Source organism: Leptospira weilii serovar Ranarum str. ICFT, assembly GCF_000332415.1.
Lineage (GTDB): Bacteria > Spirochaetota > Leptospiria > Leptospirales > Leptospiraceae > Leptospira > Leptospira weilii_A.
In genome coordinates this window covers 1-25,936 of the sequence record NZ_AOHC02000022.1, presented here as the reverse complement: position 1 = coordinate 25,936, position 25,936 = coordinate 1, and the positions used below count along the sequence as shown (strand labels likewise).

Sequence of the window (25,936 nt, the reverse complement as noted above, 5' to 3'; positions counted from 1 at the left end):
ACACCTAGTATAAGCCGAAGTCGTCGGTATGGGCGACGTCGACGGTAAGATTTACGTCGAGATAGCGAGCAAAGAATCCGGACTCGTGATCGGAAAAAGAGGAGCAACGTTAGACGCTCTTCAGTTCATCTTCAACTTGATGGTGGATTCCAAAATCAGACACGGAAGAAAAATCGTTCTGGATATAGAATCTTACAGGGACAAAAGAGAACTTTCTTTGGTTCGTCTCGGAAAATCCGTTGCGGCGACCGTTGCCAAAACCGGAAAATCAAAACTGTTGGAACCGATGAATCCTTTCGAAAGAAGAATCATTCACATGGCTCTTCAAGAAAACGAAAAGGTTTTTACGAGATCGGAAGGAAACGGCACTTACAAAAAAGTAAGAATCATTCCGATGAAGGATAAACACAAATACAAAGACGTTGTCGAAAAAGGTCCGAACAACGACCTTCTCGAAGAAGCGAACTTTGAATGATACGATAGCAGCCGTATCAACAGCTTCCGGATCCGGGGCAATAGGAATCATCCGAATGTCCGGGCCGGAAGCCCTCTCGATTTCTTCCTCGTTTCTTTTTTCAAAAAATAAATTTCTTACTTCATCCGATATACTACCGAGGACCGCGATTCAATGTGTCTTTCAAATCGGCGATCGAAAAGTAGATCAAATCCTATTCTTTTATTTTAAAGCTCCGAATTCTTATACGGGTGAACACCTCTGCGAATTTCACTTTCACGGAAATCCGATTTTGTTAAGAGAAGCGTTAGACGCCATCTTCAGAGCGGGCGCTCGTCCGGCCAAACAGGGAGAATTTTCCCGCAGAGCGTTCTTAAATGAAAAATTGGATCTTACCGAAGCGGAGGCGATCGGAAGACTGATCTCCGCGCGTTCTCGTTTTGAATTGGAACTCGCTCAAAAAAACGTCTTCGGTGAAGTCTCTCGTTTTACTTCCAATCTCCGAAGCCAACTCATTTCACTCAAAGCGGAGTGTGAAGCGGAGATCGATTTTTCCACCGAAGATCTCACGTACGAATCCTTGGAAGAAAGAAAGGCTCGTATCGAAAAAGTGAAATCTCTTTGTCAAACCGTGATTTCCAAATCGGATTCGGCGGAAAAATTAATTCAACAACTTAGAATCGTTCTCTACGGGGAACCTAACACGGGTAAGTCGAGCTTGATGAATGTTTTACTCGGAAAAGATCGTTCCATCATCTCCGAAATTCCCGGAACCACCCGGGATTATATCAGCGAAGAAATTTTACTCGAAGGTATTCCGGTAAGACTCGTCGACACGGCCGGGGTTCGAGAAACGACGGATCACGTCGAAAAACTCGGAATCGAAAGGAGCGAGAAGGAATTTCAATCCGCAGACATAAGGCTCTTTCTCATCGACACTTCTAAGAAGGAAGAATGGAAAGAGTTTATCGTCAGAGCCAAAGATCGACTGCAAGGTTCGATCCTTGTCGCGAACAAGATCGACATTCATGATTCTTCTTGGGATCCGAATTTGTTTGCGGACGTAAAAGACTTAACGGTTTGCGAAATTTCCTGTAAAACAAAAGAGGGGATTTCGATTCTTCTGGGAGCGATTAAGGAAAAAGCCGGTGCGATGGGACATTCCGAAGATTATGTCCTTTTGGAAGAACGTCAAAGATATCACTTCGAAACCATCCTTCGTTATCTTGACAATACCCTCCATCGGATCGAGGAAGGAGCTCCCGCAGAAATTTATATTCAAGAAATCAATTACGCCCTTTCCGAAATCGGAGAGGTCAACGGCAGAGTGGACACGGAGGAGATTCTCGGGAGAATCTTCAGCAAGTTCTGCGTTGGCAAATGAAATTTTATCGTCGCACCGCTTAATTTGAAAAACATGGGAAAAATCGTATGAGGGAAAAATCATTACAATACCACGCGCTTCATCCTAAGGGAAAAACCGAAGTCGTTCCTACCAAACCAACTCAGGATTCTTACGATCTTTCCCTCGCCTATTCTCCCGGCGTCGCTTATCCTTGTTTGGAAATCAAAGAAGTCCCCGACTTGGTTTACGAATATACGAACAAAGGAAATCTCGTAGGTATCATCACAAACGGAACCGCGATTCTTGGACTTGGAGATATCGGCGCACTTGCCGGTAAACCGGTGATGGAAGGAAAGGCCGTTCTTTTTAAAAAGTTTGCGGGTATAGACGTGTTCGATATCGAGATCAACACGAAAGATCCGGACGAATTCATCAATGCCGTTCGACTTCTCGAACCGACTTTCGGCGGAATCAATCTGGAAGATATTAAGGCTCCGGAAAGTTTTTATATCGAAGAACAACTCATTGAAAAGATGAACATTCCCGTTTTTCACGACGATCAACACGGAACCGCGATCATCACCGTTGCGGGACTTTTAAATTCTTTCGAACTGACCGGTAAAAAACCGGGAGAAGCGAAGGTCGTGATTTGTGGAGCGGGCGCCGCAGGAATCGCGATCGCGGAACTCATCCAACACATCGGAATCAAAAAAGAACGGATTTTTCTCGTAGATACAAAAGGTGTGATCCATCACAATCGAACCGATCTGAACGATTCCAAAAAGAAATACATTCAAAAAACAGAATATACAACTCTGAGAGAAGTGATGAAAGGTTCGGATATTTTTATCGGAGTTTCCGTTGAAAATATGGTGGACGAAGATATGGTTCGTTCCATGGCAAAAGATCCCGTGATTTTTGCACTTGCAAATCCCGATCCTGAAATTCCGTATCAAGTCGCTAAGGCCGTTCGTTCCGATTTAATTATGGGAACGGGAAGAAGCGATAATCCGAATCAGGTTAACAACGTATTAGGATTTCCTTTTATTTTCAGAGGCGCTCTCGACGTAAGAGCTCGTCATATCACTTTAGAGATGAAACTCGCAGCGGCTCGCGCTTTGGCGGAATTGGCCCGTCTCGAAGTTCCCGATGCGGTAAGTAAGGCGTACGGCGGAGAGAAGTTTACGTTCGGACCGGAATATCTGATTCCTAAACCGTTCGATAAACGAGTTTTATTTCATGTGGCTCCCGCAGTCGCAGAGGCAGCGGTCGCAAGCGGTTCGTCTCGAATTCCTTATTTGGGAAGAGAAAAATATCTCACGTTCCTCGAAGGAATGATCAGAGACTGAAACGCACCAACGCGGTCGTTTGAGTTTTTTACGCGCTTACTCTGAGGATTGTCGTACTTCCGACAAGTTATCTTTAGATCCAAGTAATTTGCGGGGTTGGTTATGGTAAGTTCTATCCACCGATTCCAACATCTGATTCCTAACCACTTGAAACGTGGGAACTCCCACGATCGGATAATTCGATTTTCCGGAAAAGATTCTATGTTATTTTGAGAAAAGTCCCGATATTCAGAAAGATAAGATTCTTTTTCGAGTGTATCTCGAAAAACGTTTCGAATGAATATCGAATCGCGGTGGAAATTTATTATCCGACTTTTTTCAAGAATGAAAAATCCGACTTTGAGACAAAGAGTAATAGACTTTTCTAATTTTCTACGGTCCCCTAATGTTATGACCTTTTGGGGCGCGGTGGGTTATGTCCAAATCCGATAATCAAGTTCCAACTCCCGAAACCTTCGTTTTTAATCCGGAGGATACTCAGGATATGATCGGAGACCAGGAACTCAAAGTTCTAATGCTTCAATTCAATCCGGGTGCGTTTAAGGATATCGATTTGATCGAGAAGGGAGTGGAAAATTATTTCTTATTCAACCAATCTCCTTTTGCTCTTACAAAAATCGAACAACTCCAACACCTCAAACTTCAGGATCTCAAATTTTTAGAGGAACGAAAGGGGATTCAATCGTATCAGTTTCTTCAGTTTCAAAAAGAAATTCGGGAACTCCAAATCGCAAACGTCATCATTCGTCCCGCTTCTTTAAAGGCCGATCAAATCGTAAAAGTAAAACGCGGTTGTCTTCTTCAAAGTGCGGCCGCGATCTTGGAAATGTTGTACGCAAGGGATCAGTTCATTTTGAACGTTTCCAAAAGTAACGATATTGAGAACTGGGTTCATCAGAATTATCTTAACGTGGACGACAAAGGAATGCCGATCAATTTATCGGATTCCAAATTTTTGGAAAAGTCCATGCAAAATTTGGAATCTCTTTCTTTGGAATTTCTTTTGAGTCGATTGCAGGTTCGGGGAGATTTATTCAGTAATATTTTTCAAGTGTTGAATCAAAAACCCGCAGAAATAGTAAATCAGATTTCTCTAATAAAGGTGGAGCCGGAAGTTTTACAAGTACTTGAAAAAAGAGGAACAAGGTCCCCTCTTTTACAATTGCACGCGCGCTTTCATTTGTTTCAACCCTCTTTGGACGAACTTTTAAGTTTTAGACACACCTCGAAAGAAAAGGGCGAACAGGGAAAAATTACGGAATTGGAAATCATATTCGATTTGTTTACCGTGATATCCCGTAAGATACTTCTTCAAATTCTTCCCGGAGAAGAGGCTTCCTGGATCGAGCTGACCGGAAACTCTCAAGCTGAAAGATACCTGCAAGAATTGAAAAAACATCCCGCCTTTACATCCGGAAAAAGTTGGATGGGCGGCGGAGATTTTATCAAATCTTACGAAGTATTACTTCAAACCGTAAGAACTCTCGAACATCTTAAAAAAGAATCCCTGATCAATTTGATCACGATGGAAAATCTGTTTCGTTTTAAAGAATCCAGAGAACCGGTAAATTTCGATCTTTCCAATTTTGAAGCGGAAGACGCCGCGATCAAAAGTGTGGGAATGAATAGAACCGATTTGTTCCGCGAAGTTTTGGAGCGAATTCGCACAAGAGAAGACTTTCTAAAAAAAGAAAGGAAAAGCGCCGGCGGCGAAACGATCGGACTTATGATTTTGGCGAAGAGTATGATTCTGCGAGCTTTTATCGAGGTTCGTCCGAGAAGAACTTCGATTCACAATCTGATTCGTCAAAACGGATATCCTCGCGGGATCTATGAATTTTTAAAGGAAGTTTCCGACGTGAAAGACGGCCAAGCCGCCGTCGACGAACAGATACGTTTAAGTAAAGCGATCGCCGAATGGGAAGAAGACACGGAAAAAGAAAGGATCCGTTCCGAAAGGGCATCCAAGTCGATCTTCGAAAGAATCGTCGAATTCATCCTAAGTTTATTCGGGATCAAGTTTTCTTCGCGAGAAACTTCGAGCAAGGGCCAGGTCAGAAAAGATATTAAAAATATCGAAACGGATTATTCTCCCCAAGAGTCCGTTAAACCGAAAAAGAAAATGTCTCTCGGTGTGATCGTAGGTCCGAAAGAAAAAGAAATGATGGTTCCCGCTCGCGTTCAAAAGGCGATCGACTACGTGGACCGTAAAAATAACGGATTGATTTGGCTTGATGAAGTTGTCGCCGCCGTGTCCTCTCCGGAATTCGGAAAAGACAAAGTGGCCGACCTCATATACTATGACCAGAAGCGGAGATATCTGGAAATCAGAACGATGAACCAGGTCAGACACGTTTTTATACGGAGAGAATTGGAATCCGATCCAACTTGGATCCAAACCACTCTGGATTATCTGGACAATGTTTCCGCTAAAAAACCGGAGTTTTCCGCGCTTGCGGACACTCTGAGACGATTCCAAAACGAATGAAAATTCAATTCTAAGTATATTAGAATTTTATTGAATATTGATATTCTGTTTGGAGAATCTTATCTTTCAATCAAACTATAACCTTTCGGAGGATTCATGAAAACCAGAATCGAAACGGATTCAATGGGCGAAATCGCCGTAGACGATTCCAAATATTGGGGAGCACAAACCGAACGTTCCTTGCATCACTTTCATATCGGAAACGATCGATTTCCGAGGGAAATGATTCGCGCTTTGGGGATTTTGAAAAAATCGGCCGCGATCGTAAACGCCGAACTCGGTCTTCTTACCGAAGATAAGAAGAAACTTATTGTCCAAGCCGCCGACGAAGTGATTTCCGGTAAGTTGGACGAACATTTTCCCCTTTCCGTTTGGCAGACCGGTTCCGGAACACAAACAAACATGAATTCCAACGAAGTGATTTCGAACCGTGCGATCGAAATCGCGGGCGGAGTTAAAGGTTCCAAAAAGCCGATCCATCCCAACGACGACGTAAACAAGGCCCAGTCCTCGAACGATACTTTTCCCACCGCGATGCACATCGCCGCGGCGGAACAATTGAATCAAAAACTGATTCCGGCGTTAACTCAACTTAAGAATACGCTCAAAAAGAAAACCGATGAATTTCAGAATATTATAAAAATCGGAAGAACCCATCTACAGGACGCGACTCCGTTGACGTTAGGCCAGGAATTTTCCGGTTATGTTCAGCAGTTGGATTACAATATCGCGAGAGTGAAGGCGGTTTTGCCCGCAGTTTACAGACTTGCGTTAGGCGGAACTGCCGTTGGAACGGGACTCAACACACATCCCGAATTTGCGGTAAAGGCCGCCGCTCAAATCGCAAAGGAAACCGGACTTCCTTTTGTAAGCGCCGAAAATAAATTCGAAGCTCTTGCGGCTCACGATTCCCTTGTGGAAGCGAGCGGCGTTCTGAAAACGATTGCGGCTTCTTTGATGAAAATCGCAAACGACGTACGCTGGCTTTCTTCCGGTCCTCGTTGTGGAATCGGCGAGATCAGTATTCCGGAAAACGAACCGGGTTCTTCCATCATGCCCGGAAAGGTGAACCCGACTCAGTCAGAGCAGATGACGATGGTCGCCGCTCAGGTAATCGCAAACGACGTTGCGGTGAACATCGGAGGCGCTTCCGGAAATTTCGAGTTGAACGTTTTTAAGCCGTTGATCATTCACAACGTTTTGAATTCGATTCGTTTATTATCCGATTCTTGTGTTTCTTTCGAGGAACACTGCGCGCGCGGAATCACTCCGAACAAAGAAAAATTGAACGAACACTTGAATAATTCTTTGATGCTCGTAACCGCTTTGAATCCGCATATCGGTTATGACAACGCGGCTAAGATCGCAAAGAACGCTCATAAAAAAGGAACGACTCTGAAAGAGTCCGGGATCGAATTGGGACTTTTGACAAGCGAACAATTCGATCAGTGGGTGCTTCCCGAAAAGATGATCCATCCTTCCGTAGATTAACATTAGTTCGTGGAGACGATTGGGCGAATCCATCCCTTGCATGCAAGGGATGGCCTATCTTTCATATTCAATCGCTTTTGCATCGGTTATATCGAGCGTACGTTAATCAATAGAAAAGAATATTCTAATTTTCTAAATCGTCGTGATTCATTTGGAATTTATCGACTTCGTTCTTATTGATACGTTCGTCTTTGTTTCGGAAAAATAATAACGAAAACCAGAAACACGCCGCTGCGATTCCGATAAACAACCAAAACAAAAAAGTCCAGAAGAAAGTATAACCGAAAACTAAAACGAAGATGTCCAAAGTTTTCAAGGTGCAACTTCCCATTCTTTACTTTCATCTTTCGGTTTTGCGGAAGGTTCGCCGAATAAACGAACGAATCGATAGACGTACGAGGCTCTAAAGGAATTCATTCCGTCTTCCAAACATATTTTTTTAAGAAGTTGGTCCGCATTTTCCCGATATTTTATCCGATCCAATTTTTCCTCGCGCATCAACTGATAAAGTGCGTCGTGTACGAGAGAACCGCGCATGAAATTTTTTGTGTCCATTGTCGGACCGCTCGGACCGTCCCAGGCGTATCCCGCGTCGATCTTCAATAAACCTTCCGGATCAAGGTCTACAAAAACTTTTACATCCGAAGTTCCGATGCGAAGCGACGTATTATTTCTGATTTCCGTTTGAAAATTGTAGGGTTTTACAAGCTGGTATTTATAGTTTTTTAGATTTTTATAAAGTATGTAATCCATTTTATCCCTCCTTATTTTGTTTCTTTTTGGGAACCCGATAACTTTTAAAATTTAACTGCGATTAGGCGGCGTCCTCGGAGACCTCTATTTCCAGTTCGGTTTCGTTAGGAGCGATGTACAAACGTTCCGCTTCTTCGCTCAGTTGAATTCCGATCTTGTTCATCGCTTTTAACGGTTCCGATAGAATTCGTTCCTTATTGAGTTCTATTTTTATTCTTAGATAAACTCCGTTGAATCTGGAAACAAGACCGTTAAACCTTGCCAAAAGACCGTGTTCGGTGAGAATTTTTTCATAGAACTTTGCGGTTCCTCTTGTTTTTACGGAAGGAGGAACTTTACGAAGTCTTAATGTTCCCGTCGTCAATTTGCAGGTTTTGTACTCCGGGTCCGGAAATAATTCTTCCAGATGGTGATCGGCATAAAACTTGATTCCCGATGCAATGTGTTGTATCTTTAAATCCAAAGGCGCGACTTCGTTTTGAAGATCCAACAGTAGTTTGGCGATTTGATCGTCCGTTTTACCTTTGATCCTATCCCTTTCCCGTTTGAATTCACCGAGTTGTTGAATCGCTTGCGCGATATCGGAGCGTCCTTCGTAACGATTATCGGGTAAATCGGTTCGGATCGTTTTGTTAAGCGAATTCTTTGATTTTAACATCGTTCCTCCTATTCGGACGATTTCGTTTTTTGCGGAGTTATGTTCACTGCGATTCCGTTCGTCGAAGAAGATAGAACCGGAACGGAAGGAATCTTCTTTACGGACGGCTTTTTCCCGTTCTTTTGAACTTTTGTTTTTATCGATTTTTTCTTTGTCATTTTAGATTCTCCTAATTGACTTTGCGGCTTTCCCTTTCACACGGCCACATCCCTTATATTTTGATTCTGAATTTGTAAAACGTTCGGAGTTTCTTTTTTAGAACGTAAAAGATCTCTGTACCAATGTGCAAATTCTTGAATCGAATTCGAATCCAACTTTTCCGATCTTTTTTCCGCTTCCTTATCCTCTCGATAAATGGAACGGATTTTTTCGATCGGTAGTTTCCAGGAATCTTCTAGAGCTTTCACATAACGTGCCGTGTTACGGGTTCCTTTGACTACGTCTGCGAGGTGTTCACGGTAAAGGGGAGCGGGTTGATCCAAACGATCACTATCGGGATTCGGAGAATATTTGAACGCTATATCCTTGAGATTTAATTTTGATTCGATGACGATCTGTTCCAATCTCTGGGAAAGTTTTCTTCCTCTTCTCCAAAATTCTCCTTTGTGAACGATTTCTCCGTTTACGATAAATCTTTTTATTGTTTCGGAATTCATAATTTTAATCCTATGCCGCTCCTTTGGGTTTGTCGGGCATCGAAGTTACTTCCTTGTTTGCGTGAAAAGAACGGATTTTGTCTGAAAGGGAAATCAAGGGTTTAAAACTTTGGATCAGGCAATCTTCGCAAAGATCGGTTTGACGCATGGACTCTTTTTGATTGCACTGAACACATGGATTAACTGTCATAGTAAAATTCTCCTTAATCATTTTTTTAGTTCCGATCACTCGCCGAATTCCTCTTCCAAAATATATTCAAGAATACTAATGAACTCCTGAATTTTACTCGGATTTTTTTCGCAAATTTGAGCGATATCGTTTTTTACGAGGAAAAGGGAAGTAACCGCTTTATCGCTCATTTCGCTGTGGTCGTCCCATCTCCAATCAAACGTCGTAAATTGTTCTTTGACAAACTCGGCGATTTGAACGATTTTTTTTTCCTCGATATCGGAAAGAACGATCGGATCCAAATTGTTCCTATCCGGGATCGGATTTTTTTCGGCGACGGCGGTCGCACTATTTCGTTGTATCATTAAGCTACTCTCCTGTTTTTTGATTTGTTGTAAGATCGCGTCGAACGACCCATACGATACGGAACATTCCATTTTTTGAATGCTTCTCTGACTTCGGTGTAGGAATGTTGTCCGTTTAAACTTTTCGATAGGTAGTCGTAGTTTACTTCCGCTTCCCTTGCGAACTTAGCGAGGGTTTTCATTTTTAATGTGATACAAATGAAATCCTTGCATTCGTCTCCGTTAATGATGATCATCGGGCCTCCTTTTTGTGATTGCGATTTCGTTTCCATCTGCGAGTCTTGGGTCGTGCGAAAGACCGAATTCCGATTCGAAATCGACTTTGATTACGGCGAGTTTTGTCCCGCCTGAAATGACCATACGTTAAAAATGTATTATTGTCAATCATAAAATACGATTAAAATGTATAAAGCAAATAAAAAATTTCCGGATCGTTTGAAAAAACTCATCGAAACTTTGGGATTTTCTCAGGCTGAATTTGCAAGATCGATCGATCTGAAACCTGCGTTTATCAGTGATCTTATCAATGAGAGGGCTAAAAGTTTTTCTCAAGAATCCTTATTGCGACTTAGAACCGTGCACAATGTAAACCCTCTTTGGTTGATAACGGGCGAGGGAGAAATGTTGATCGCTGAAATTGAAATAAAGACGGATCTGGAAACGGATCGTTACAGAGCGATTCTTAGAAAGATAAGAACTCGTCCGCGGATTGAAAATTTGCTGGAGAGTCTTTTGGAAGTTCCGGATTCGGAATTGGAAGCGTTGGCTGTGGTCATAGAAAAATTTCGTAAGAAAAAATGATTACTTTTCCTTCAAAGATTCGAATACGAAATTTACGATTTCTTGAGCGTACGTATGTCTAAGCGTCTGAATCGGTTCCGGAGAAACTTGAAAATCGTATTCGAACTTTTTCAAAGCTCCTTCCACTTTCCAATAAAGAAATTCGCGTAATTCTTCGGTTGTCTCCAAATTCTTGCTCCAACAAAATAGCTATATATATGTTTAGTATATTTTTGACCCCTGACAAAATCCATCTTAAATCCGAAAATGTGACTCTTTTTTGTCCGCATTCACTTTGGTTTTCAAATTTATTTCGAATCGAAACTCTTACGCTTTAAATGACAATAATTTCGATATGTCTCATTCGCAAAACTTCGTTTAGTGGGAAGTTCAACGCAACGGAACTCTAAGAAGTCAATCCGCATCGAAAAACTCTCCAACTTAACAACGATTTCATTTTGCAACGGAGATGAAGTCGTCGGTTGAAAGTTTGGGCGAACCCCTCGTCTTTTTCTACGAAAAAGCGAGGGGCCGCGCTCGAACTCAGTATTTCTCCCCAAGGGTCGAAATACAGTGCTATAGTCAATAAATTGCATGAAAGAAACGTAATGCAATATATCGTCTTCAATTTCAATTTATTGACTCCGCATCAATCGCATTCGTTGTACCGAACTCGCGTTATATTAGAATATCTTGAATTTAGAAACGAATCTCGTTTTAAAGGCGGAATTTCCGGTATTCTATTGTTACTGATCCCTAATACGTTTCCGAAATCGGAATGGGCTTGACAAAAAACATGCCCCTAGTTCAAACCTGACACCATGTCTATAATCAACGGTAATACAAGAAAAGGATCCTTGCTCAAAAACATTCAGTCTTCCGTTTCGGAAAGGGGAAATCAACTCCGAGACGTTCCGGAATTTTCTTCGGCAAAGGATAAAACTCAAATTTTAAAAACAAAAGAAGCCGCTCAGTATTTAAATCTTTCCGTTAGGACTTTCAATCAGTATGTGATCAATCATGAGATTCCTTTTATACAATGGAGTCCTCGCGTTCGAAGGTTTATGATCGAAGATTTGGATAAGGTAGCTCTTTCCCGTAGAACAAAAAAACAAATCTACTGATTTCCATTTTCTCTTCCCAAAAGGCGACTAACGTATTGTAAACCGCCTAATTGAAAATTAGAGGCAGAACGGACGGATCCGATTCCGTTCCGTTCTTTGTTTCAAAAAATATCCGTGTTATTCTTTGTTCACAATCGGAAGCGATTGAGTAGTCACTGAACCCGCCGCTTTGCGCGCGGGTCGTTTTTTTGTGAGGAAGAATGGAGAGTTCAAAAATAAGTCAGATAAAACTCGGGATCAAGGACTTTCTCGTCATCTTAGGTTTTGTCATTTCCGGAACCATTCAATACAATACGATGTATAAGGATCACGAGATTCGGATTGTTAAAATAGAAACCGAAATGACCTCTATCGCTAAGGATCTTGCGGAAATCAAGGCGGACGTCAAAGACCTGATCAAACTTACCTCCGCCAAAGGAAGGAGAATGGAATGAAATTTTTATTTAGAGACGATAGGACCGGAAAACCTTCCGATACGACTTTTCGCACTTGGATCGTTTTCTTTTTGTCTATTTTTTATCTGATTGCTTTGTGTATTCTTTCGATTTTTTCTCCGGATTCGTTAAGGCCGCTTCACATCGATATCATTCAATGGTTGATCGTGTTTTATGGAACGGTTGGGAGTTTGTATTTGGGAAAAAGAATCAACGAGGATTTAAATTCTAAAAAAAAAATCTTAGGCGATTTTTTGGATTCATTTCCGCAAGCGACGGGTTCAAGCAAAACTTCTCAATCGGGCCTTGAGAGTAGGCAGTTGTGAATTTTCGCCACTTTGTCCGAATCTTTTGGATCTTAAAAAAGATCAATGTAACTTTAATATTTGAAAATTGAATGTCTTTAACCGGCATCCGGAGTTTCGGTTTTTAAAATACGCTTGGTAGGCGATCGACATGAAGTCCGCCAAATCGATTTGTCGCTCGCTTACGATTCGGATCGACAAAGGGCGTCATATAACCTCGTGAGAACAGGACGTTTGTAATCAAAATTTCAAACCGAATCTACCTATTTGTTAAACGAAGGAGGAACGAAATGATCGCACATATCTCTCATCCTATCGCTCCATGGAATCCGCAAAGAAAGGATGAGATTACACCTCGTCTTTATCTGAAGGACTATCAGCAGTGTATGGGGAACGTATTTCAGGATTTTATAATCTATATTGGATTGATTTATAAAATTCCCGATTTTATCCATCTTACGACCTATAATTATTACGCTCTTTTCGAGGACTGGGTCGTTAAGAATAAAAAGAACGTTTATGATTCTTTCGATCACGCAGAACATTTTAATATTCTAATGAACTCAAACGAAATTCCATTTGAAATCGTTAAGAAAAAAGGGGATAAGGACGAACTTTGCGATTATTTCGAGAACGGAAATTTTCCCTGCGGTTTAGGAACGTATCTTACTAAAAAAGGGCATATCATCCGGGGTATCGGAATCGTGGTGAACGAGGACGGTAGGAAATTTTTAAAAGCCTCCGATCCGTACGGAGTCGGACCGCGGTATGTCGATCCTTACGGACATATGATTCAATACGATTTGGACGTTCTATTCGATTTGGGCGTTCCGAGTATATTATACTTGCATAAAATTTAATATGGATGGAGAGGTTTTAAGGAATCATTAATTGGGGTTGTTGAAAAATTAATTCTCCATTTGTTTCTGTTTCATTGAAATGGACGATTGAAGCAGTTTTGTTAATCGCGACTATTGAATTTTTCAACAACTCTATTATTTTCGATCGAACGGATTCGGAAATTAGGGGCGAATCGACGCAGTTCGCGCCTTGTAAAAACGAAAAAATTTCGTATTCTATGGAACGGATTCGAAGCCGGAACTGGTTCGAAAAAGCAAGAAAGTAAGCAAGTAAGCAAGTAAGCAAGTAAGCAAGTAAGCAAGTAAGCAAGTAAGCAAGTAAGCAAGTAAGCAAGTAAGCAAGCCTCGTTTCGGGATCGAAAGTTATAACGGATAAATTTGGAGAATTAAAAAATTTCAATCATGAGAATCAGCCATATCGATTACTTAAAATCCTTGATCGTTTCGATCAAAACCTTGCCGGAACTTCCCGCTACGGAGCCGATTTCTCTGTTTCCGGAAAGTAAAATTTTTTTATCGAATCCGTACGTTGCGGATTATCCGGATTTGTTTCCTTTTTGTGTGATTTTCCAGTCTCCTCTCGTTTCGATTGCGGACGGAAAAAGGTTTCAAAGATTGAACTCCGAGATCGTCAACGGAATTAAGAATATTCGTTTTTTAAAAAGACATTATATTCAAGAATTTAAATATGTTATAGATTTTTGGATGCAAAACTCTTCCGATGATGTCCCGTCTACGGGACATGCGGGTCCGAATGCGTGGGATCTTGGGGTCATTGATCAGATTCTTATTTATCTTTCCAATCATCGGAATTTTAAGACTTCCGGCGGCGTTACCGTCGAGGTAAAGCCCGGCGTTTCTTACAGAATCGCGGATGTTTCGGAAAACCTAGGATACTATAAATTGAAGACGGAAATCGTTTTTAGCGACGGACTTTTTGAAACGGAATCGGTTCCTACTCTGGCTCAGGGAACCTTTCAAATCGAGGAGCCAACGGATATCGAAACATCGGAGGAACAATGAAAGCAGTTGAGTTTATTAGAAAATACGAAATTTCCCCGGCTTTAGCGGCCGGTTTTTTGGATCATTTGCGAAGAGATCCGGAAGAGGACGTTAAGGACGAGATTCTTAAAAACGCCTATCAAGAATTTTCCGGAAAGGATCTCGACAAAAACAAAAGCGTAATACAAGAACGGAAATCCGAATACACGGAAGAAAAAATTCCGTTCGAGGAAAAATGAACGAGTCGATTCAGAAATCAGAAATTCAGAAGTGATAATATAACGTGATTCGGTATAACGGATGCGAAAGCGATTGATGCGGAGTCAATAAATTGAAATTAAAGGCGATATATCGTATAACGTTTCTTTTATGCAATTTATTGACTATAGCTGAAAGCGCGGTCCGGCCTGCCAAGGCCGGATTCGCCCAAACTTTCTTAGACCGAATTCGCGTTAAAATAAAGAGCGGCTCGTCCGCCATTCTACTCAGTTGCTCTTAATATTAGGAGCGTATCAATGTCAACAGGCGACGTGACTACCTACCATCAAGACGGTGGGATCAACTTCAACGACGTGAAACCGGATCGTGTGGGTTCCAAGGTTGGAACTGCGGAAACCGGAGATGCAAATAGGGTTTATGTCATCAATAACACACCTCAAGCCAGGGACGTTTTTGGAAGAGGAGAACTCGTGGATGCTCTGGAACAGTTTTTCGACGAATTCGACGAAACAAAGGGACAAAAGCCGGTGCCGGTGTTTTGTGTTCGTCCGCAAAACGACGTTGCAGGGACGGTCGGAACTCCGATCAAAGTGGGAGACGGGGAAGCGGCTCTACCGACAACCTCGGGAACCGCGACGGGAAGCAGAGTTGTAGTACTTAAAATCACAAAGGCGGGCGCTTGCGGGGTTGCGGAATATCGTAAGTCAGTGGACGGTGGAGCGAACTTCTCCACTCCTTTGATCACGCCCGCGAGCGCTTCTCCGATTTCTTTGGACGTCGGGGTCAGCGCCACTTTTACGAACGCTTCCACTCCCGCAAATACATTCAAAATCGGTGATACGTATTCCTTTACGATCTCCGGGCCAACGGCGTCTAACGCGTCAAGGCTGGCGGCGATCGAGTCCTTAAAAAGAGAATACGGTTCGTATTGGATTCATGTTTTGGGTCCGGCCTCCAGGGCGTTTGCGATGTCGTGTAACGTGATTTTGGAGGAGATGGAATCCGAACATCACCTTCCTTCGTTCATGATTTTGGAAGCGAGAGGTAAGGATCAGTCGGAAACTCTTCCCGAATACTTTCAATATATCCAAGACGAGTTCGAACCTTTTACTTCGCCGAAGGGAAGGGTGATTATCGCGGTCGGTGAGGCTCGTTATATCAAAGGCGGAGTCAACGCTTCCGGCGGTTACTCTTCGGTAAAGTCCGCGGGCGATTCCATCGGGGTATGGAGAAACTTTGCGACGATGGCTACCTCTAAAATTGCGGCGGCTCCCGTTAACGTTTCGATCGGTTACGTGAAGGATATGCGTTCTTTGACATTTTCCGAAATCCGTTATTGGGATGAAGGATATAGAAACTACATGGATCTGCTTCACGATATGGGTTTGATGGTTCTGAAAGAATACGACGACTATGAAGGAATTTTCATCGCTCGGGATAAGATCAAAGCCGCAAGTGCGTCCGATTTCAAGGAACTTCCGGAACGCAGGCGCGCGGACAAGATGCATCGCATTCTTTATCGAGAGTCCCTTCAGTTTTTGAATATGGATACGGAAGTAGATTCGGGTTCGGGCGGTTTGGATTACTTAAAGGCTTACATCGATTCCAAAATTTCCGCCGAGATGGAAGCGCCCGGTAGAAAGGAAATTTCCGGTCATGAGATCGTCTTGGATCCGAATAAAACATTCAATACGGATCGGATTTTGAAAGCGAAGTGCAAGATGTACGTAAGCAACAGAACCAAAGCGATCGAATGGGAAACCTCTTTCGCCACACCTAAATAGGAGTTAACAATGACATTGGAAGTAGTAAAGGAAAATTATAGTTTTACCAATCTCGAACTGAAACTTTTCGGTTACGATATGGTGAACTTCTCCTCGTTCACATTCGACCACGCAGTCGAGATCGAACTCACTTACGGTAAGGCGGGAGAGATCGTCGGATACACTACGAAGAATTACAAACGTAGCATCAGCGCTGAAATTTATTTCGAAGAGCTGGATCGTTTGACTCTTTTGGCGGCTCCTTACGGGGGTTTGATCGAAAAACTTCCGCCTGCTCCTCTCACTGCGGTTTTGAAAGCGGAAGGAAGACCGGACTTCAAATACATCGCACCTGCGGTCAAAATTACGAAGTACAACGCGGATATCAAAAGCGGGAACTCGGGCGCAATCGCGGTTCCTTTGGAAATCGCTTTGTTATCGATTCCGGTGATCACGTTTGCGTGACGAGTTAAGAACCATTCGATAATCAGAATATAAGGAAAACAACATGAACCCATTAATCAGTTCGATTCCCGCTCTTAAGGAAGCGTTTGAAAAACTTCCTCAGCCTTATCAAAACATCGACGACGATTTTATCGCTCGCAACAAAGACGCGATCGATGTGGTCAAATCGCATTTTATCGATAAAGGGGGCCTTCACGTTTTGGATGCCGGAGAAGGTAGAAAAATCATCTGCCGAGTACCTAACAAAACTCAAGTGGATGAAACTCTGGAAAAGGCGAGAAAAGAAAAACAAACCGATGTCGCACAACGTCTCACGGGTCAGTGTTGTCTGTATCCGAGTTTCGAAGTCGTAAACGGCTGGGCCCAAGATTCTCCGGGTATCTTTATTCCGATCAGTAATAAACTGATCGAGCTGACCGCGACCACCCAAGAGGTGACCGCAAAAAAGTTATAGGAGAGAAACTTAGGTTTCTTAAAGCCGGAAACGGTGCATTGGAAGTTCTTTTGATGTACTATTTTCCGGGAAGAAAGTTGGAATATCCGGAAGACGGAGACGAACGCGAAAGTTATGAAACTCAGTTGGCTGCGGAATTGGAATTCGTTCAGCAAATCGAGATCAACACTTTAACACGCGCAATCGTTAAGGCGTTTAACGGAGATTGAAAATTACGGGAGGCAGGATATGGCCGATACAAATACAAACGAACTGAAAATTGTTTTTACCATTGCGGATCTTGCCTCCGGTAAAATCGAAGAGATCATCAATAAGTGGGATAAATTAAAAAATGTGATCGCACAAGACGCGAATCATGCCGCTAAGTTGCAAGTCGCTTTAGATAAAGCGGGTTCGGGAAATAAGATGCTTAAAGTCGGCATTGATATTGCGAAAATTATAAAATACTTATACGATGGAAGGATGGAGAGTTCCAAGTTGGAGAACAACTTTAAAACTCTAGGCATGACCGCACAGGATGTAGCCGCCGTTTCGAATACGGCGTTTAAACTTTCCGACGACACTGGAATTCCCGTTGAGAAAATCCTTTCCGGTGCGTTTAAAATCAAATCCTCTTTTAAGGAACTGAATGCCGAGAACCTGAACAAGTTGGTTAATGCCGTTGCGAACGGCGCTTTAGCCACCGGCGGAAGTTTCGAAGATTTAACGAACCGACTGATCGAAGCGGGGATATCGGTTAAGAACTTTAACGGAGATATCAATCAATTAAGTTTCGGGAATATAAAGGATTCTGAATTAGCCTTAAAAGCGTTGGACAATTTTCCCGCACAATTCAAACGAGCATCCGAGGCATGGAAGAACTTCAAAATTCACTTAGGAAAAGGAATCGAAGGCTCGGGTCTTATAAAATTCGGAATTTTAGAATCCGTTCTTACGAACGTATTCAAAGCAATTGCGGATGGGATCGAAGTCGTAAACGTCTTCCTAATCAATAATCCCAAACTCTTGGAATTTGCCGCTACGTTTGTCATGTTGGGAGCGGCGGTTTTATCCGGCGCCGGGACATTTTCAGTGCTTAAAGGCGCATTTATTTTTCTCAAAGCGGCAGCCGTACCATTCTTTACTTTCTTAAAGGCTGCGATTGTCGGCAATCCGATCGGATTGATCATAGTCGGAGTGATTGCCGCAGTCGCTCTTATCATCACCTATTGGGATGAAATCAAAGCGGCGACGATGGCAGCCGTAAATTATATATTAGAAAAATGGAATTCGTTCGTCGATTTCTTAGTTTCAGCTTGGGACACGGTCAAAGGGGCTTGGATGGAAATGCCGGATTGGGCCAAGGGGCTCGTCGCCGTCATTGCAGGTATCATTTTAGTTTCGATCGGCCCATGGTTAAGTCTGTTTGCGGCAATCGGTCTTACGATTTATAACTATTGGGACGATATAGTTCAATTGGTCGATACGATCGCAACGGAGGTTTCGAATCTTTGGAATCTACTTGTGGTCGGTATAACGAATTTCGGAAACGCAGTATTATCTATTTGGAATATAATATGGGCTCCGTTTGCCGCAGTCGGATCGTTTGTCCTTCAGGAACTTGTGAATATTTGGAATTCGATTTCGCAATTTGCGAGTAGTGCGGGTTCGAATCTGATTATGACGATAGGAAACGCAATTATAAACGGATTAAATTTTATGTTTCCGGGAATCAAATCGGTGTTGGATTTTATCGGAAGTTATTTGCCCGGCGGATCCAAACAAACACAAGGTCCGTTTGCAAAAATACTTGGACTCAAGCCGGTTCCGAATCCGGGTCAAAATCAGATTCCCGTTCCGGGAACACAACAAATACGCGTACCTTCCGGTTCGATCAAAGCCGCGCCGGCGCCCGGCATACAAATTAAAGTGCAAGCGACTAAAACGCAAGGTTTGTCAGCCGATAAGTCCGGAATCAAGGCGAACGGTTTGGCGACGACTCTCGCAAGTAAAAGGAACGTTGCTTCTTTAGGAAATTCGAATATGCAAGGAATAAGATCCGATATACCGAAAGGGAATCCTGTTTTGAAACGATTCAACGAATCGGTCGATTCGAATTCCAAAAAAGTCGTTCGTAGAACTTCGGAAGTTGCGGAAATATCCGAAGCGACGTCTATGAGAAGACAAGGTGGTGCGAACGTTTCCATCGGATCGATCATCGGTCAGTTGGTTGTAGGAGATAGGACGACAAATAAGAAAAAAATCGGAGAGATCATCACCGATGCGATATTTCAAGAACTAGATCGATTTGAGGAGATGGAATTGGCATGAGCGGAAAATTTATCATACCCATTAATCCGGCATACATGATGCCGCCTCCGCTTCCGGCGGGATACATGCCGCTGGAAATCATAACGGGAGATACGGATCGTTTAGTGATAGGATCGGATTTTGCAAACGAATACGAATTTCCTTCCGCGACTAAGATCAAAGCGAGTCAGGAAAAGAAAATAGAAGTCACTTCTATACCGGGCGGAAAAGGAAGCGTAAAAGAACTTACGGGATACGGGGATTGGGAGATTACGGTTGAGTTTACGATTCTCGCCTCGACCTACGGAGCGGGGTTTTTGGCGGCTCCTTCCAATCCGCTTATAAAGAGTATGATACAAAAAATAAAAGAGTTAAAAAAAATCTGGGAAACAAACGAAACTCTTTATTTGAGTCATTCGATGTTAAACGCATTAGGAATTAAGAATGTAGTTTGTAAAAGTTTCGATCTTCCTTCCGAACCGATCCAGTACAGTCAGACGATCACGCTTACGTTGTTGTCCGACGAGGAATACGATTTGGATCTCGCTTCTTTGGAATCCAAAAATAGCGCCGTGGAGTCTTCGTTATGAGTCGGTTTTACGTTCTTAAAAACAACGATACGTTACAGAGACTTGCCGCCCGTTATTACGGCCGATGGGAAATTTGGAGATTGATATTCGATAACAATCCTCAGATAGAAGATTGGAAAAATCCGAAAGCCGGAATTTTAATCGAGATTCCGGACCCTCTGACCGAAGACCGTCAGCATACGATTGCGGAAGGAGAAACATACGAGTCGATCAGTTTTTTTCATTACGGGACGGAACATTTTTCCGGTAAAATTCGAGAGAACAATTCGAACATACAACCGTATGAAAACATAGGATCGATCCTTTTTATAGAAGCTCTCGTTTCAAAGGTCGAACTACAAAACGCAAAAAGGAGGATGACGGTTTAATGCTGACTCTAAATCAAGAATTAGAAATATCGAATACGAAATTTCCGGCGGTAACGGAAGTTACGTTGGAGTCTTCGAGAGAGATTCCCACGGATATACTAACGGTCAAACTTCCCAAGTATAAGAATCTAAAAAAAGATTCGATCGTTAAGTTTTCAAAAGTGACTTGGAAAGCGGGATACACACGATACGGCCTTCTTTCGGAATTTAACGGTTATGTGTTGGAAATCAGTCCTAAAGTTCCGCTGGAATTAAAATGTGTGGACCCTTTCTTTTTTTGTCAGCGTAAGATTATGACTCAGGATTATCATCAAAAACCGTTGATGACTTTTTTGAACGATTGTATTCACCCTCGGATCAAGTCGGACATATCGATCGTTGTCCGAGACGCAGACATCAAACGAACGGTCGATATTCGATGTTCCAAGAAGTCGGCACGTTATGCGTTATCCGAGTTGAAAAAAACTCACGGAGTCGACGTTTTTTTTCATGATTGGAAGTTGGTCGTTCAAAAGGCATTCAAACATCCGAATCTAACTTTCGCTTCGAAAGGAAATCAATCGAAACCTCAAAAACAAAAGACGTCCGAATCCAAGGAAAAATTTCCGATCTTTCGGTTTACTTGGAATATCATCGAAGACGATCTTACGCCGCAGGAAAGTAAACCGTTTCAGATCATCGTTCGCGGAGAAAATCCGAAAACGGGACAAACGTACAGAGGAGTTCATGGAGAAGGGGAAGCGCGTTATTACGAAATCGACGGATTGGATTCCGAGGGCGCCGAAAAAAGAGCCAAAGAAATTTTCGACGATAAATGCGGCTCGGGTTTTAAAGGAAAATTTATTTCCTTCGGTTATCCTTCGATCACACATTCGCAGATCGTAGACATCCAAGATCCGGAGGATTCTTCCAGAAGCGCGAAGGCGTTCGTTGATCGTGTTATTAAAAAGTTTAATACGAAGGGTTATCGTCAGGAAATTTATCCGGGTTTGTATCACGAACCTCCGAGAACCGGATCGTCAAAGTCGAGTCGCAAAAAATAAAAGAGGCAAAATGGCGGATAGGACCATCATACAAGCAATCGTTCAAGCGTGGAAAATCGGTTTTCCCATCTTCTTTCCGAAGTTGGGAATCGTCGATTCGGTGGACTCCGAAAAAAAACTTCTGACCGTAAAGGTCGCCGAAGATTTTATCCATAACGTGACTTGGACCGAACATATCGTTCCTAGAGTCGGTTCCAAATGTCTGTTGATCGCAAGAGATAACATCGAAAAGAGATACACCGCGTTCGGTTTCGAGAAGATAGATTCCCTTAAGACGAAAGTAGCGGACAAGGTGGAAGTGGAAATTAATGAGAATAAGGCTTTTATAAATTATAATAATCTAATCAAGGTAACTCTCGACGACGAAGGGTTTCTTTTGGATCTGGGCGGTAAACCGTTTAAGATTCGGGGAAATATAGAACAGGACGGCGATTTTAAAACCACGGGAAAGGTGGAAGCGAAAAAAGAAGTCACCGCTTTTGCGGAATCTTCCGATTCCGTAGGTTTATCGACCCACTTGACCGATTACGTGGACACTCCGATCGGTTCTTCCGTTTCGAGTAAACCGAAGGCAGGAACCTGATGATCGATTTTGCAAATGATCCCATCCGATTCGGGGATTTGGCGTTGGACGCTTCCGACGACGATTTGTTAAGCGACACAAACGCGGTAAGAATCGTTTTATCGGAAGTTCGAGAGATGTTCGAGATGGCCGTAGGGGACGATATCGATTACCCCGAAATCTACAGTAGACAAAGGATCGTTTTGAATTCCACGGAATACTACGATCAGGCGGCGAGGATTCGGGACGCCGAAAGAATCCTAAAGTTACATCCTGCGATCGATTCCGATTCGATCGACGTTACTCTTGATATGGAAAGCAGGATCGTAGTCGATTTCCGATTGAAAACGGGAGAATCCGCCAAAGGGATTTTGATGAAATAAGTTATGAAAATAATATTAAATAATTATGATTTTCTTTTTAATAAGAAAAAATCGAGCGGACTCGACCGTAGGAAAGATGAATCGATTTTTAGAACGTTCGAGTTGTCTTGCGACGGTGTAAAATTCGGAGTTCGACTTAAGGATGGAGGTAAACAGTGAATTTGAATATAACTAAAGAACAGGTTCTTACGGACCATCTCCAGAGCGTTAAAGCTTCCGGAGTATTTAAGAATCATACGTTCAGCCCGACGTCGAAAACGTTTTCGATTTTGCGCGCCGTTTCGAATGCGGTATTTTTATTCATCGATAACGATCTTATATCCGTTCAAAAAGCGATTCATCCTCACACGGCGGAAGACGATGCGCTTCACGAACATTTGATCCGTAGAGGGATGCAATGGAAACCTGCACTTCCGGCGATCATTAAAGTGAGAATCGGTTCCGCCGTTTCGTCCGCGTTCGATCGCGAGATTCCACAATCTTTGATCGTGACCACTGCGGGGAGGGAGGATCAAAAGGTCCGATTTTTTCTTCAGGAATCCTTAATTCTTCCCGCAGGTATAGCCGTCGACGCTCAAGGAAAATTTACCGTGGAAGCTCTCGTTCAATGTGTTGTGGACGGTCCGATCGGTAACGTAGTACCGGGTTCGATCAATTCGATAGAAAATCCTCCGGACGGAATCGACTATGTTTCCAACGTAGAAATCAATCCGGTGCAACAAGGTCAATATAGAGAAACGAGAACTTCCGTCCGAGCGCGTTTACAAAATGCGGAAGGAGTTTCTTCAAAGTGGACTCCCGCTTGGTATATCGGGGAAGCGGAAACGTTTTCCTTTGTCAAAAGGGCGATTTTCAAAAGTGCAAAAAATTTAAAAACGGACGGAGAAATAAAAATTCTTCTCCAAGGAACGGTTGGTCCGCTTACGAATTCCCAACTGACGCAAGTGGGCGATCATTTTAATTCGGAGGAAAACGATCCCGGCGGAGTCGCTCACGTATTGATCGAGAATATTTCCGAAACTGCGGTGAATAAAACCGTGACCGTAAAGTTTTCCTCTTCGGATACGATTCCAAGTCAGGCGGTTCTGGATCAGATAAAAGAAGAATACTTTCTTTCGCTTGGCGAAGGTCAGGATTTTGTGGACGCTCAATTAAAGGTTTTGTATCAAACGCTTCCGAATTGTATCGATGTGGAGTTTAATCCATTAGGAAATGTTGATGTACCTGCGGGTTCTTTGGCGAACGCAGGCCCCGGTTTTCAAGTACTCGGTGCGGTTTATGTCTGATAAATTTGTTTTCGATTTTGATTCCTATGTCTGGAAGAATCAAAGAAGTTTAATACGAAAACTAGGGGCTTCCGGTTTTTGGTACAAGGTTTTAAAATCGATTCTTTCGATTCTTGATGAAAGGGCGGGAAGGTTGAGTTGGTTGTATCGACAGATGTGGCTGGAGACAAGCGACGGCTTCGGATTAATTTTATGGGGAGCCCGATACAAGATCGAAAAACTTCCGGGCGAAACGGACGATTCGTATCGAAACAGACTTTTACTTGCCAAACTTTTCAAAAAGTCGATCGCTTCGGTATCTTCCAAAAAACAAGTCATTCAATTTTCTACGGGATTGAATCCGGAAGAGATTCGTTATTCTAAAGTTTACGAAGCCGAAGAAACGAAGAATTGTTTTGTGATGGGCGGCGCTTTGGATCGAAGAATGATGTCGAGGAAATACGTCCTATTCAGATATCGATTTTTATTTCCAAAACTTGCCGACTCTTTCAATCGAACCGCTTTGGTTCAATCCATCGAGAATGTGAACATCGGCGGGAACGTATGCGAATTATGGGAGGATCAAGGCGATTTCGAACCGTTCGTAATGGGCGGAACGCTCGTCGGTCGATTCCATCCGCGCAGAGCCGAAAAGATTAAAGAATATTCAATTTATTAAATATAAAAACCGCTTAATATTTAAAATTCGCGGAACTACTCAGTCGCTCCCATCAAGGAGCAATCATGGAAAAGATTTACGTTTATTCTTCCGAGTTTTTGGAGGAATATTCCCGTTCCAACTTATCGTCCATAGAATTGGAAGTGGAACTCTTCAATCGGGATAAATCGGAAGGGAAGAAAAAAAAGATCCATCAAGGAAATTCGTTTCCACCGGAAGGTTTTAAGTTTGAAGGCGGGGAGTTGAAGGAATTTTCCCTTTCCGAAAAAGCGGATCGAGGTTTGATTTCGATTCCCGGAGATATGAAAATCGAAGAGGAAAAACTGGTTCCTAAAACCGAACTCGAACTTTTACAATGCGGTCTTTTAACGATATCCTCTTACAAAGAGAAAAAGATTCAAGAAATACATTTTAAGTTCGACGAAGCGATGAATCAGATTCTTTCGCGATATCCTAAAGCGGAACCTCTTTCTTGGCCGATCCTGGCCGCACAAGCCAAACGATGGGTTTCCGCAAACGTTCAAGAAAGAGCGAATCTTAAATCCGATCTTATCTCGCTCGTGAGCGAATCCAAAAGTCAAGAAGACGATGATATTATGGAACTTGCAAGTTCCATTCTAACGAAGTCTAACGCGTATGAATCGTTCAGCGGCGCGTGTAAAAAGCTGAAAAGGGAACTGATCTTTCAAGTCGAGAATAATACGAAGACCAACGTAAACGTTCTTTATGACGAATTGGAAGCCATCGCCGTAAGTTTTCCGTCTTTTGAAGGAGTTACCAATGGATAAATTATCGGGAATCGAATTTCCGAACGTAGGTAAAAGGGTTTTTCCGGAAGACTGGAAAAAAGAACAGGAATCGAAAAGTCAAGAGATCGTCAACAGGGATCTGGATCTTTTAGGATTCGGAGTTCAGAGTGGAGGAACCATCGTGGTCGGTTCCGGACCGAATCACGTGGACTTGATCGATACGCTCGTCGCTTACGATGTGGAAGGTAAAAGAATCGAAGTCGCGCCAGTTACCGGCATTTCGGTTCCGAATAACGTTAGTTGCACTCTCGTAGCTCGTCATAAATTTTTAGAAACCCAGTATGATAGTCCTTCCAATCTTCCGAGCGACGGTCCCAATCTTTGGAGAGATAATTCCTTTGAAATTTTAGCGAGACAAGGCGCGCTCGTAATCGGCGATATTCCCTTGCGATCTATTTCGTCTAACGTTTCCGGAGTTGTAACTCTCGGGACGGATCTTAGAATTTGGAGAGGGATTTCCACGAACAACATCAAGGACGGACAAGTTACGGAGGAAAAACAAGCTACTTCCGTAAAAACCGGATCGGTTACGGATCTTCACGTCGATCTGATTGCGGGTATCAACCCGGACATAAATCATCCTCTCAAACTTGTCCAAGGAATCAATCAAGCTTATCTTTATTCTAAGAATTTTTCGGATGTAACTTTCAAACAAGAACGTAAATTTTTGGGTGAGATGTTTTGGATGGATGAGCTAAAGACGCCATCGACTGATTTTCCAGCGTTTTGTTTGGCTTGTCCGGATCAGTTGATCAACTCGACCGGAACGGGTGGAATGCCCGATTTGGTTTCGTATTGGTTGAATAAACCGTTT

General features: G+C 42.8%; 32 protein-coding genes and 2 pseudogenes. 26 read left to right on the top strand and 8 right to left on the bottom strand.

Annotation, left to right across the window (positions count from 1 at the left end):
- Positions 1-13 precede the first annotated feature (13 nt).
- The 5 genes and pseudogenes from LEP1GSC060_RS06870 to fumC all read left to right on the top strand — a co-directional run.
- Positions 14-475: pseudogene (locus LEP1GSC060_RS06870) on the top strand (Jag family protein); the annotation flags it as partial.
- Positions 468-1,838 carry a tRNA uridine-5-carboxymethylaminomethyl(34) synthesis GTPase MnmE gene (mnmE, locus tag LEP1GSC060_RS06865; RefSeq protein WP_036095638.1) on the top strand — a complete coding sequence of 457 codons (1,371 nt, stop codon included), beginning with the start codon at positions 468-470 and terminating at the stop codon, positions 1,836-1,838. The pseudogene LEP1GSC060_RS06870 and the gene mnmE, both read left to right, overlap by 8 nt.
- 47 nt (positions 1,839-1,885) lie before the next feature.
- On the top strand, positions 1,886-3,148 hold the full coding sequence (locus tag LEP1GSC060_RS06860) for a malic enzyme-like NAD(P)-binding protein (RefSeq protein WP_002999669.1): 1,263 nt from the start codon (positions 1,886-1,888) through the stop codon (positions 3,146-3,148).
- Positions 3,149-3,563: 415 nt separating this feature from the next.
- Positions 3,564-5,636: a hypothetical protein gene (locus LEP1GSC060_RS06855; protein WP_002999629.1), complete on the top strand. Its 2,073-nt coding sequence runs from the start codon at positions 3,564-3,566 to the stop codon at positions 5,634-5,636.
- A gap of 96 nt (positions 5,637-5,732) precedes the next feature.
- Entirely contained in the window at positions 5,733-7,127 is a 1,395-nt protein-coding gene (fumC, locus tag LEP1GSC060_RS06850; RefSeq protein WP_002999619.1) for a class II fumarate hydratase, read from the top strand.
- A gap of 312 nt (positions 7,128-7,439) precedes the next feature.
- On the opposite strand, the gene LEP1GSC060_RS06840 is transcribed toward fumC, so the two are convergent.
- The 7 genes from LEP1GSC060_RS06840 to LEP1GSC060_RS06820 all read right to left on the bottom strand — a co-directional run bounded on the left by LEP1GSC060_RS06840 (position 7,440) and on the right by LEP1GSC060_RS06820 (position 10,000).
- Complete coding sequence (locus LEP1GSC060_RS06840; RefSeq protein ID WP_002999599.1) at positions 7,440-7,880, bottom strand: hypothetical protein; 441 nt, start codon at positions 7,878-7,880, stop codon at positions 7,440-7,442.
- 61 nt (positions 7,881-7,941) lie between these two features.
- Positions 7,942-8,538, bottom strand: coding sequence for a host-nuclease inhibitor Gam family protein (locus tag LEP1GSC060_RS06835; protein WP_002999632.1), 597 nt, complete (start codon positions 8,536-8,538; stop codon positions 7,942-7,944).
- 8 nt (positions 8,539-8,546) lie between these two features.
- Positions 8,547-8,696, bottom strand: coding sequence for a hypothetical protein (locus tag LEP1GSC060_RS20270; RefSeq protein WP_002999624.1), 150 nt, complete (start codon positions 8,694-8,696; stop codon positions 8,547-8,549).
- A 36-nt stretch (positions 8,697-8,732) separates the two neighbouring features.
- Complete coding sequence (locus tag LEP1GSC060_RS06830) at positions 8,733-9,194, bottom strand: hypothetical protein (RefSeq protein WP_002999655.1); 462 nt, start codon at positions 9,192-9,194, stop codon at positions 8,733-8,735.
- A 10-nt stretch (positions 9,195-9,204) separates the two neighbouring features.
- Positions 9,205-9,384 carry a hypothetical protein gene (locus LEP1GSC060_RS19920; protein ID WP_051061409.1) on the bottom strand — a complete coding sequence of 60 codons (180 nt, stop codon included), beginning with the start codon at positions 9,382-9,384 and terminating at the stop codon, positions 9,205-9,207.
- A 35-nt stretch (positions 9,385-9,419) separates the two neighbouring features.
- Positions 9,420-9,728: an LIC13344 family protein gene (locus LEP1GSC060_RS06825; RefSeq protein WP_002999646.1), complete on the bottom strand. Its 309-nt coding sequence runs from the start codon at positions 9,726-9,728 to the stop codon at positions 9,420-9,422.
- A complete protein-coding gene (locus tag LEP1GSC060_RS06820) occupies positions 9,728-10,000 on the bottom strand; it encodes a hypothetical protein (RefSeq protein ID WP_196221632.1) in 273 nt (90 codons plus the stop codon). Before LEP1GSC060_RS06820 ends, LEP1GSC060_RS06825 begins: the two co-directional genes overlap by 1 nt.
- A 130-nt stretch (positions 10,001-10,130) precedes the next feature.
- Between LEP1GSC060_RS06820 and LEP1GSC060_RS06815 the strand changes: the two genes are divergently transcribed.
- On the top strand, positions 10,131-10,529 hold the full coding sequence (locus LEP1GSC060_RS06815; protein ID WP_002999637.1) for a helix-turn-helix domain-containing protein: 399 nt from the start codon (positions 10,131-10,133) through the stop codon (positions 10,527-10,529).
- Here the strand turns inward: LEP1GSC060_RS06815 and LEP1GSC060_RS20265 are convergent, their stop codons facing one another.
- Positions 10,530-10,697 (bottom strand): hypothetical protein, encoded by a 168-nt coding sequence (locus LEP1GSC060_RS20265; protein ID WP_002999689.1) that lies wholly within the window; start codon positions 10,695-10,697, stop codon positions 10,530-10,532.
- Between the two features lie 632 nt (positions 10,698-11,329).
- Between LEP1GSC060_RS20265 and LEP1GSC060_RS06805 the strand changes: the two genes are divergently transcribed.
- From LEP1GSC060_RS06805 to LEP1GSC060_RS06710, 20 genes and pseudogenes are all read left to right on the top strand, one after another.
- Entirely contained in the window at positions 11,330-11,632 is a 303-nt protein-coding gene (locus LEP1GSC060_RS06805) for an excisionase family DNA-binding protein (RefSeq protein WP_036095633.1), read from the top strand.
- Between the two features lie 200 nt (positions 11,633-11,832).
- Entirely contained in the window at positions 11,833-12,066 is a 234-nt protein-coding gene (locus LEP1GSC060_RS06800; protein WP_002999603.1) for a hypothetical protein, read from the top strand.
- A complete protein-coding gene (locus LEP1GSC060_RS06795; RefSeq protein WP_002999642.1) occupies positions 12,063-12,392 on the top strand; it encodes a hypothetical protein in 330 nt (109 codons plus the stop codon). Before LEP1GSC060_RS06800 ends, LEP1GSC060_RS06795 begins: the two co-directional genes overlap by 4 nt.
- Positions 12,393-12,661: 269 nt before the next feature.
- Positions 12,662-13,231 (top strand): hypothetical protein, encoded by a 570-nt coding sequence (locus tag LEP1GSC060_RS06790; RefSeq protein ID WP_002999686.1) that lies wholly within the window; start codon positions 12,662-12,664, stop codon positions 13,229-13,231.
- Positions 13,232-13,633: 402 nt separating this feature from the next.
- Positions 13,634-14,254: an LIC10173 family protein gene (locus LEP1GSC060_RS06780; RefSeq protein WP_002999591.1), complete on the top strand. Its 621-nt coding sequence runs from the start codon at positions 13,634-13,636 to the stop codon at positions 14,252-14,254.
- On the top strand, positions 14,251-14,472 hold the full coding sequence (locus LEP1GSC060_RS06775; protein WP_002999675.1) for a hypothetical protein: 222 nt from the start codon (positions 14,251-14,253) through the stop codon (positions 14,470-14,472). The genes LEP1GSC060_RS06780 and LEP1GSC060_RS06775 overlap by 4 nt, the downstream gene beginning before the upstream one ends.
- 276 nt (positions 14,473-14,748) lie before the next feature.
- Positions 14,749-16,236: a DUF2586 family protein gene (locus tag LEP1GSC060_RS06770; protein ID WP_002999652.1), complete on the top strand. Its 1,488-nt coding sequence runs from the start codon at positions 14,749-14,751 to the stop codon at positions 16,234-16,236.
- 9 nt (positions 16,237-16,245) lie between these two features.
- A complete protein-coding gene (locus tag LEP1GSC060_RS06765) occupies positions 16,246-16,680 on the top strand; it encodes a hypothetical protein (protein WP_002999659.1) in 435 nt (144 codons plus the stop codon).
- Positions 16,681-16,723: 43 nt separating this feature from the next.
- Positions 16,724-17,134 carry an LIC_10177 family protein gene (locus tag LEP1GSC060_RS06760; RefSeq protein WP_002999666.1) on the top strand — a complete coding sequence of 137 codons (411 nt, stop codon included), beginning with the start codon at positions 16,724-16,726 and terminating at the stop codon, positions 17,132-17,134.
- 38 nt (positions 17,135-17,172) lie between these two features.
- On the top strand, positions 17,173-17,343 hold the full coding sequence (locus LEP1GSC060_RS19915; protein ID WP_002999634.1) for a hypothetical protein: 171 nt from the start codon (positions 17,173-17,175) through the stop codon (positions 17,341-17,343).
- Between the two features lie 19 nt (positions 17,344-17,362).
- On the top strand, positions 17,363-19,444 hold the full coding sequence (locus tag LEP1GSC060_RS06755) for a phage tail tape measure protein (protein WP_002999681.1): 2,082 nt from the start codon (positions 17,363-17,365) through the stop codon (positions 19,442-19,444).
- A gap of 35 nt (positions 19,445-19,479) precedes the next feature.
- Positions 19,480-20,013: a DUF6046 domain-containing protein gene (locus LEP1GSC060_RS06750; RefSeq protein WP_036095641.1), complete on the top strand. Its 534-nt coding sequence runs from the start codon at positions 19,480-19,482 to the stop codon at positions 20,011-20,013.
- A complete protein-coding gene (locus LEP1GSC060_RS06745; RefSeq protein WP_002999612.1) occupies positions 20,010-20,381 on the top strand; it encodes a LysM peptidoglycan-binding domain-containing protein in 372 nt (123 codons plus the stop codon). Before LEP1GSC060_RS06750 ends, LEP1GSC060_RS06745 begins: the two co-directional genes overlap by 4 nt.
- Positions 20,381-21,424 carry a hypothetical protein gene (locus LEP1GSC060_RS06740; RefSeq protein WP_002999607.1) on the top strand — a complete coding sequence of 348 codons (1,044 nt, stop codon included), beginning with the start codon at positions 20,381-20,383 and terminating at the stop codon, positions 21,422-21,424. Before LEP1GSC060_RS06745 ends, LEP1GSC060_RS06740 begins: the two co-directional genes overlap by 1 nt.
- Positions 21,425-21,434: 10 nt before the next feature.
- Positions 21,435-22,007 carry a hypothetical protein gene (locus tag LEP1GSC060_RS06735; protein ID WP_002999700.1) on the top strand — a complete coding sequence of 191 codons (573 nt, stop codon included), beginning with the start codon at positions 21,435-21,437 and terminating at the stop codon, positions 22,005-22,007.
- Positions 22,007-22,369, top strand: a complete 363-nt coding sequence (locus tag LEP1GSC060_RS06730) for an LIC10183 family protein (protein WP_002999584.1) — start codon at positions 22,007-22,009, stop codon at positions 22,367-22,369. The genes LEP1GSC060_RS06735 and LEP1GSC060_RS06730 overlap by 1 nt, the downstream gene beginning before the upstream one ends.
- Before the next feature lie 155 nt (positions 22,370-22,524).
- Positions 22,525-23,655, top strand: coding sequence for a baseplate J/gp47 family protein (locus tag LEP1GSC060_RS06725; protein ID WP_002999595.1), 1,131 nt, complete (start codon positions 22,525-22,527; stop codon positions 23,653-23,655).
- Complete coding sequence (locus LEP1GSC060_RS06720) at positions 23,648-24,313, top strand: hypothetical protein (protein WP_002999627.1); 666 nt, start codon at positions 23,648-23,650, stop codon at positions 24,311-24,313. The genes LEP1GSC060_RS06725 and LEP1GSC060_RS06720 overlap by 8 nt, the downstream gene beginning before the upstream one ends.
- 65 nt (positions 24,314-24,378) lie before the next feature.
- Complete coding sequence (locus LEP1GSC060_RS06715) at positions 24,379-25,101, top strand: hypothetical protein (protein ID WP_002999649.1); 723 nt, start codon at positions 24,379-24,381, stop codon at positions 25,099-25,101.
- A pseudogene (locus LEP1GSC060_RS06710) lies at positions 25,094-25,936 on the top strand (hypothetical protein); the annotation flags it as partial. The gene LEP1GSC060_RS06715 and the pseudogene LEP1GSC060_RS06710, both read left to right, overlap by 8 nt.

Bases quoted from the DNA above. Each gene is read 5' to 3' on its own strand.
- LEP1GSC060_RS06860 (WP_002999669.1), top strand. From the start codon at position 1,886: ATGAGGGAAAAATCATTACAATACCACGCGCTTCATCCTAAGGGAAAA.
- LEP1GSC060_RS06855 (WP_002999629.1), top strand. From the start codon at position 3,564: ATGTCCAAATCCGATAATCAAGTTCCAACTCCCGAAACCTTCGTTTTT.
- fumC (WP_002999619.1), top strand. From the start codon at position 5,733: ATGAAAACCAGAATCGAAACGGATTCAATGGGCGAAATCGCCGTAGAC.
- LEP1GSC060_RS06840 (WP_002999599.1), bottom strand. From the start codon at position 7,880: ATGGATTACATACTTTATAAAAATCTAAAAAACTATAAATACCAGCTT.
- LEP1GSC060_RS06835 (WP_002999632.1), bottom strand. From the start codon at position 8,538: ATGTTAAAATCAAAGAATTCGCTTAACAAAACGATCCGAACCGATTTA.
- LEP1GSC060_RS20270 (WP_002999624.1), bottom strand. From the start codon at position 8,696: ATGACAAAGAAAAAATCGATAAAAACAAAAGTTCAAAAGAACGGGAAA.
- LEP1GSC060_RS06830 (WP_002999655.1), bottom strand. From the start codon at position 9,194: ATGAATTCCGAAACAATAAAAAGATTTATCGTAAACGGAGAAATCGTT.
- LEP1GSC060_RS19920 (WP_051061409.1), bottom strand. From the start codon at position 9,384: ATGACAGTTAATCCATGTGTTCAGTGCAATCAAAAAGAGTCCATGCGT.
- LEP1GSC060_RS06825 (WP_002999646.1), bottom strand. From the start codon at position 9,728: ATGATACAACGAAATAGTGCGACCGCCGTCGCCGAAAAAAATCCGATC.
- LEP1GSC060_RS06820 (WP_196221632.1), bottom strand. From the start codon at position 10,000: ATGGAAACGAAATCGCAATCACAAAAAGGAGGCCCGATGATCATCATT.
- LEP1GSC060_RS06815 (WP_002999637.1), top strand. From the start codon at position 10,131: ATGTATAAAGCAAATAAAAAATTTCCGGATCGTTTGAAAAAACTCATC.
- LEP1GSC060_RS06805 (WP_036095633.1), top strand. From the start codon at position 11,330: ATGTCTATAATCAACGGTAATACAAGAAAAGGATCCTTGCTCAAAAAC.
- LEP1GSC060_RS06800 (WP_002999603.1), top strand. From the start codon at position 11,833: ATGGAGAGTTCAAAAATAAGTCAGATAAAACTCGGGATCAAGGACTTT.
- LEP1GSC060_RS06795 (WP_002999642.1), top strand. From the start codon at position 12,063: ATGAAATTTTTATTTAGAGACGATAGGACCGGAAAACCTTCCGATACG.
- LEP1GSC060_RS06790 (WP_002999686.1), top strand. From the start codon at position 12,662: ATGATCGCACATATCTCTCATCCTATCGCTCCATGGAATCCGCAAAGA.
- LEP1GSC060_RS06780 (WP_002999591.1), top strand. From the start codon at position 13,634: ATGAGAATCAGCCATATCGATTACTTAAAATCCTTGATCGTTTCGATC.
- LEP1GSC060_RS06775 (WP_002999675.1), top strand. From the start codon at position 14,251: ATGAAAGCAGTTGAGTTTATTAGAAAATACGAAATTTCCCCGGCTTTA.
- LEP1GSC060_RS06770 (WP_002999652.1), top strand. From the start codon at position 14,749: ATGTCAACAGGCGACGTGACTACCTACCATCAAGACGGTGGGATCAAC.
- LEP1GSC060_RS06765 (WP_002999659.1), top strand. From the start codon at position 16,246: ATGACATTGGAAGTAGTAAAGGAAAATTATAGTTTTACCAATCTCGAA.
- LEP1GSC060_RS06760 (WP_002999666.1), top strand. From the start codon at position 16,724: ATGAACCCATTAATCAGTTCGATTCCCGCTCTTAAGGAAGCGTTTGAA.
- LEP1GSC060_RS06755 (WP_002999681.1), top strand. From the start codon at position 17,363: ATGGCCGATACAAATACAAACGAACTGAAAATTGTTTTTACCATTGCG.
- LEP1GSC060_RS06750 (WP_036095641.1), top strand. From the start codon at position 19,480: ATGATGCCGCCTCCGCTTCCGGCGGGATACATGCCGCTGGAAATCATA.
- LEP1GSC060_RS06745 (WP_002999612.1), top strand. From the start codon at position 20,010: ATGAGTCGGTTTTACGTTCTTAAAAACAACGATACGTTACAGAGACTT.
- LEP1GSC060_RS06740 (WP_002999607.1), top strand. From the start codon at position 20,381: ATGCTGACTCTAAATCAAGAATTAGAAATATCGAATACGAAATTTCCG.
- LEP1GSC060_RS06735 (WP_002999700.1), top strand. From the start codon at position 21,435: ATGGCGGATAGGACCATCATACAAGCAATCGTTCAAGCGTGGAAAATC.
- LEP1GSC060_RS06730 (WP_002999584.1), top strand. From the start codon at position 22,007: ATGATCGATTTTGCAAATGATCCCATCCGATTCGGGGATTTGGCGTTG.
- LEP1GSC060_RS06720 (WP_002999627.1), top strand. From the start codon at position 23,648: ATGTCTGATAAATTTGTTTTCGATTTTGATTCCTATGTCTGGAAGAAT.
- LEP1GSC060_RS06715 (WP_002999649.1), top strand. From the start codon at position 24,379: ATGGAAAAGATTTACGTTTATTCTTCCGAGTTTTTGGAGGAATATTCC.